Origin of the sequence: Archangium sp. (assembly GCF_036389735.1) — a bacterium.
Classification (GTDB): Bacteria; Myxococcota; Myxococcia; order Myxococcales; family Myxococcaceae; genus Archangium.
On sequence record NZ_DASVWK010000283.1, the window covers coordinates 1 to 5080 of the forward strand.

At 67.8% G+C, this 5080-nt stretch carries 7 protein-coding genes; all 7 read right to left on the reverse strand.

All coding sequences use genetic code 11. The features are described 5' to 3' along the window. On the reverse strand, positions 1-383 hold a 383-nt coding region (locus VF794_RS10050), incomplete at its 3' end, for a prepilin-type N-terminal cleavage/methylation domain-containing protein (protein ID WP_331109150.1). Next, positions 380-1096, reverse strand: a complete 717-nt coding sequence (locus VF794_RS10055; RefSeq protein WP_331109152.1) for a prepilin-type N-terminal cleavage/methylation domain-containing protein — start codon at positions 1094-1096, stop codon at positions 380-382. The genes VF794_RS10050 and VF794_RS10055, both read right to left, overlap by 4 nt. Continuing rightward, positions 1093-1584: a type II secretion system protein GspG gene (locus VF794_RS10060; protein WP_331109154.1), complete on the reverse strand. Its 492-nt coding sequence runs from the start codon at positions 1582-1584 to the stop codon at positions 1093-1095. The genes VF794_RS10055 and VF794_RS10060 overlap by 4 nt, the downstream gene beginning before the upstream one ends. A gap of 25 nt (positions 1585-1609) precedes the next feature. Further along, positions 1610-2032, reverse strand: a complete 423-nt coding sequence (gene gspG, locus VF794_RS10065) for a type II secretion system major pseudopilin GspG (RefSeq protein ID WP_331109156.1) — start codon at positions 2030-2032, stop codon at positions 1610-1612. A 26-nt stretch (positions 2033-2058) separates the two neighbouring features. Then, complete coding sequence (locus VF794_RS10070) at positions 2059-2211, reverse strand: hypothetical protein (protein ID WP_331109158.1); 153 nt, start codon at positions 2209-2211, stop codon at positions 2059-2061. A 13-nt stretch (positions 2212-2224) separates the two neighbouring features. After that, on the reverse strand, positions 2225-3475 hold the full coding sequence (gspF, locus tag VF794_RS10075; protein ID WP_331109160.1) for a type II secretion system inner membrane protein GspF: 1251 nt from the start codon (positions 3473-3475) through the stop codon (positions 2225-2227). A 66-nt stretch (positions 3476-3541) separates the two neighbouring features. Further along, a partial coding sequence (gene gspE / locus VF794_RS10080) for a type II secretion system ATPase GspE (RefSeq protein ID WP_331109162.1) occupies positions 3542-5080 on the reverse strand: 1539 nt, incomplete at its 5' end.

A 5080-nucleotide genomic window follows, 5' to 3' on the forward strand; every position in this document is an offset into this window, starting at 1 on the left:
GCGCCGAACATGGAGGCCAGGCCACCCAGGTCCCCGTCCCCGCCCATGGGCAGGTTGAAGATGGCGCCAACGAGCTGCTCGGGGGAGACACCGTCCGTCTTTGGGGCGATGACCTTCGCGCGCCACTTGTACTGGCCCCAGCCCTCGCGGGAGAAGTCGCCGGACTCCTCCTTGTCGTCGGCGGCGAAGCCCTCGTCGTAGAGCGTCTGCTCCAGGTCCGTCATCTTCGAGCGGGCCAGGAGCGTGGCCACGGTGAGCTTCTTGGCGTAGGCGTGGTTGGACACCGCGCCGGAGTTGATGTCGAAGATGGCCATCAGCGCCATCGCCAGGATGGCGAGCGCCACCACCGTCTCCAGCAGCGTGAAGCCGCGAGCGCGTCTCATGACCGGGGCACCTCGAGTGCCTCGCCCACGATGTCGACCTTGCCGGTCAGCGGGGAGAGGGTGAGCGTCCAGACGTTGTCGCCCTGGCGCACGTAGACCTGGGCCTTCTCGGTGTAGCCCTGGGGGAAGAAGTAGAGGTAGGCCACGCCCTTGTCGACGGCCTCGCGCTGGTGGCGCGTCCACACGGAGACGGTGACGCCCTCGGGCAGCGAGCGGGGCTTGAGCTCCTCGGCGGTGAAGGCGGAGAAGCGCGCGGCGTTCTCCACGCGGCTCTCCTCCTGCGCCATCAGCTCGTCCAGGCCGGGCTCGCCGTTGCTGCCCCGGGTGAAGTTGCGGCGCGTGTCGCGGCCCGCGTTGCGCTTCGCATCCTCGCGGTCCCGGTCGTCCTCGCGCAGCAGCTCGTCGCGGTCGCGCGAGGTGGTGACGTTGCCCGCGGCGCACTCGGCGCGGTAGCTGGAGGCGCTGTCCTCGTTCTTGGGATCGGCCAGTTCGAAGACGAGCCGGCACGTCTTCCCGCTGAGCGCGGCCGTGTCGTACAGCGAGCGGATGGTGCCGGCCAGCTCCGCCGCGGACGACTTGGCCTTGGCGCCGGTGATGGCGCCGATGCTGACGGTGACGGCGGCGAACAGCACCGCGGCGATGCCGAGCGAGATCGACACCTCGATGAGGGTGAGACCGCGCTCACCCGCCCTGCTGCGAGCCAACACGCTCATGGCCGACCTCCCCGTACCGCCTCCTGCTGCTGCTCGGGCGTCCCCAGGATGGCGTTGTTGAGGACGCCGCCGCTGATGAGATCCGAGGCCTCGCCGGTGCCGCCGGGCACGCCGTCCGAGCCGTACGACAGGACGTAGCCCTTCCCGCCGTCCATCCGGTACTGGTACGCGCGCCCCCAGGGGTCCACGGGCATCTCCTGGATGAGGCCCACCTGGAGCAGCGGATAGAAGTTCTCCGCCTGCGAGGGAAAGCGCCCGGTGATGCGGTGGAAGGACTTGAAGTAGCCCTCCAGCCCGCGGATCTCCGCGCGCGTCTGGCGCTGGAGCGGGGTGAGCGTCTCGTCGAAGGTGAGCCGCGCGATGCCGAAGGCGCCCGCGGTGGCCGCGAGGATGACGGCGCCGACGATGAGCCGCCCCACGCGGGACGGGCGTACCGTCTCTTCGGCTTGCTGCTGCGTGGGGGTGGACTCGGACGTCATGGTCGTCATTTCCGCCTTCGGCTTGCTGGCCTTGCTACTTCTGGGCCGAGGCGGCGTTGTCCTTGGAGGACACGTCCGCGTCGGGGCCCTCGCCACCGGCGGTGCCGTCCGCGCCGTAGGAGATGATGACGGGCTTGCCGCCCTCGTTCATGTACACGTACTCCCGGCCCCAGGGGTCGGTGGGGATGCGCTCCAGGTTGTTCGTGTCCACCAGGGCGCGCAGGCCGGTGCCCGTGTCGGGGTACTTGCCCTTCTTCGTGTAGTAGAGCTTCAGGGCCTGGCCGACGTTGGCGATGTCCAGCCGCGCCGTGTCCTGCTTGGCCTCGTCGAGCTTCGGAATGACGGCCACACCCACCGCGGCCATGATCAGCCCGAGGATGGTGATGACGACCATGATCTCGATGAGGGTCATGCCGCGCTGACGGCGGCGCTGCAGCTTCGTCTTCTTGTCGCTCATGTCTTTCTCTCTCGTGTCAAAATGTCCTAGGGCTTCGTCGCGCTGCTGCTGGCCGTCGTCGCGCCAGCCTTCGAGTCGGCGGCATACAGCGACACCCCCACGGTGAGCAGCGTCGCCGTGAGGGCGAGCAGCGCCGCGAGGGTGACTCGCTGGATCCACCGGTCGAGCGTGTCGTTCATCGTGATGCCTCCGTCACCGGATGGCCGAGTTCACCTGCAGAATCGGCATCAGGACCGAGAAGGCCACGAATGCAATGATCACGCCCATGAACACGGTGAGGATGGGCTCGAGCATGGAGGTGAGGGCGCCGATGCGCACGTTCACCTGGTTCTCGTAGCTGTCGGCCACGGACAGCAGCATGTCCTCGAGCTGCCCGGAGCGCTCGCCGATGGCGACCATGTGGTAGACGAGCGGCGGGAACTCGCCGGAGCGCTTGAGGGGCGTGGCGATGCTCTCGCCCTCGCGGATGGCATCGCGCGCCTTCTCCACCACCGCGGCCAGCACCGAGTTGGTCATCACCGCCTTGGTGATGTCCATGGCCACCAGCAGCGGCACGCCGCTCTTGAGCAGGGTGGCCAGCGTGCGGGAGAAGCGGGAGATGGCCAGCAGCCGCAGCAGGCTGCCGAAGATGGGGGCCCGGAGGGCGAAGCGGTCCCACACCGGCCGGCCCTTGGGGCTGCGGAAGTACGTCATCAGCCCGAAGATGATGGCGAAGATGAGCGGGAAGAGGATGAACCACCAGTCGCGCAGGAAGTTGCTGCCCCAGATGAGGGCGCGGGTGGTGATGGGCAGCGTGGCCTTCATCGTGGTGAAGATCTTCGTGACCTTCGGGATGACGACCACCATCAGCAGCGTGAGGATGCCCACGCCCACCAGCATCATGATGGCGGGGTAGGTCATCGTGCCGATGATCTTCTGCTGGAGCTTGGACTGGCTCTCGGTGAAGTCGGCCAGCCGCAGCAGCACCGCGTCCAGCGCGCCCGAGTGCTCACCGGAGCGCACCATGTTGACGTAGAGCGAGCCGAACACCTTCTCGTGCATGGCGAGCGAGTCGCCCAGCGAGCGGCCCTCGTTCACGTTCTGCTTGATGTCCGAGATGATGCGCTTGAGCTTCTCCTTCTCGACCTGATCCACCAGCGCCGAGAGGGCCTCCACCAGCGTCACGCCGGCCCCCAGCAGGGTGGCGAGCTGGCGCGTGGTGATGGCGATGTCATCCGTGGTGACGCGGCCGCCACCGCCCAGCTTCAGCTCGCGGTCGGCGTGGGCCGCGTTGGCGCCCTTGCGCACGCCGACGCGGCTGCCCTCGGCCTGACCGATGACGTCCGTGAGGAAGATGCCGTCCTTGCGCAGCTGGGAGCGCAGGGTCTTGGGCGAATCCGCCTCGAGCATTCCCTTGATTGGCTTGCCGGCCTGGTTGAGGCCCTTGTACTCGAAGACTGGCATGGTGGCTCGCGGAGTAAAACCACGCCCCGGACCACTCCCTTCCAGGAGGGCCGGGGCGGGTGTCCCTTAGAGGTCCTCCTGGGTGATGCTGAGGACCTCGGCGATGGTCGTCTCGCCCATGGCGATCTTGCGCGCGCCGTCATCCAGCAGCGTGCGCATGCCGTGGGAGATGGCGGCCTTCTTGATGGTGGAGGAGTCCACGTTCTTCAGCGCGAGCTGGCGGATGCTGTCGTCCACCAGCAGCAGCTCGTAGATGCCCGTGCGGCCCCGGTAGCCATTCTGGCTGCAGGAGGGGCAGCCGGTGGCCTTGTAGATCTTCTCCACCCCATGGCGCGCGATGAACTCCGTCCGGGTCATGCCCAGCTCGCGCACCTCTTCCTCGGTGGGCGTGTACTGCACCCGGCAGTCCGGGCACACCCGGCGCACCAGACGCTGGGCGAGGATGCCCGTGAGGGAGGAGGCCACGAGGAAGGGCTCCACGCCCATGTCCACCAGACGGGTGACGGCGCTGGCCGCGTCGTTGGTGTGGACCGTGGAGAACACCAGGTGGCCCGTCAGCGACGCCTGGATGGCGATCTCCGCCGTCTCCTTGTCGCGGATTTCGCCGACCATGATGACGTCCGGGTCCTGGCGGAGGAAGGCGCGCAGGCCCTGGGCGAAGGACAGGCCGATCTTCGGGCTGATGGCCATCTGCCCGATGCCCTTGAGCTGGTACTCGACCGGGTCCTCGACGGTGAGGATGTTGAGGTCCGGGGTGTTGATCCGCGAGAGCGCGCCGTAGAGCGTGGTCGTCTTGCCGCTACCGGTGGGGCCCGTCACCAGGACGATGCCGTGCGGGCGGCGGATGACGTGCTCCATCTGCTCGAGCATGCGGGCGTCCATGCCCAGCTCGGTCAGATCCAACAGCGTGGTGTTCTTGTCGAGCAAGCGCATGACGATGCGCTCGCCGTAGGTGGTGGGGATGGTGGACAGACGGATGTCGATGTCCCGGCCCGCCAGCTTGATGCGGATGCGGCCGTCCTGGGGCAGGCGCTTCTCCGCGATGTTCAGCTGCCCCATGATCTTCACGCGGCCGACGATGGCGTTCTGGTAGCGCTTGGGCGGCTTGATGATCTCCTGGAGCACGCCGTCCACGCGGAAGCGCACCAGGAGCTCGCGCTCCATGGGCTCGATGTGGATGTCGCTGGCGCGCTCCTTGGCGGCGCGGAAGAGCACGGAGTTGATGAGGCGGATGATGGGCGCCTCGTCCCCCTCCGCGTCGAGGATGTCCTTGGGCTCGTCCAGCTCATGGGCGAGGGAGTCCAGGTCCGTCGACTCGAGCTCGTCCACCAGCTGCTCGGCCTCGTTGGTGGCCCGGTCATAGACGCTGTTGATGGCGTCCACGATGGAGGAGGCGAGCGCGATGCGCGGGGAGACGTTCATCCCCAGCAGCATGCGCGCATGGTCCAGCACGGTGGTGTCCAGCGGATCCGCCACCGCCAGGGCCACGGTGTCTCCCTCCACGGTGAGGGGGAGGATGCGCGCCTGCTTGGCGAAGTTGATGGGCACCCGCTTGATGAGCTCGGTGTCCACCTCCTCCAGGAAGAGGCGCGCGAGGTAGGGCAG

Coding starts and splice junctions, on each gene's coding strand:
- VF794_RS10070 (WP_331109158.1), bottom strand. CDS start 2,211: ATGAACGACACGCTCGACCGGTGGATCCAGCGAGTCACCCTCGCGGCG.
- gspG (WP_331109156.1), bottom strand. CDS start 2,032: ATGAGCGACAAGAAGACGAAGCTGCAGCGCCGCCGTCAGCGCGGCATG.
- gspF (WP_331109160.1), bottom strand. CDS start 3,475: ATGCCAGTCTTCGAGTACAAGGGCCTCAACCAGGCCGGCAAGCCAATC.
- VF794_RS10060 (WP_331109154.1), bottom strand. CDS start 1,584: ATGACGACCATGACGTCCGAGTCCACCCCCACGCAGCAGCAAGCCGAA.
- VF794_RS10055 (WP_331109152.1), bottom strand. CDS start 1,096: ATGAGCGTGTTGGCTCGCAGCAGGGCGGGTGAGCGCGGTCTCACCCTC.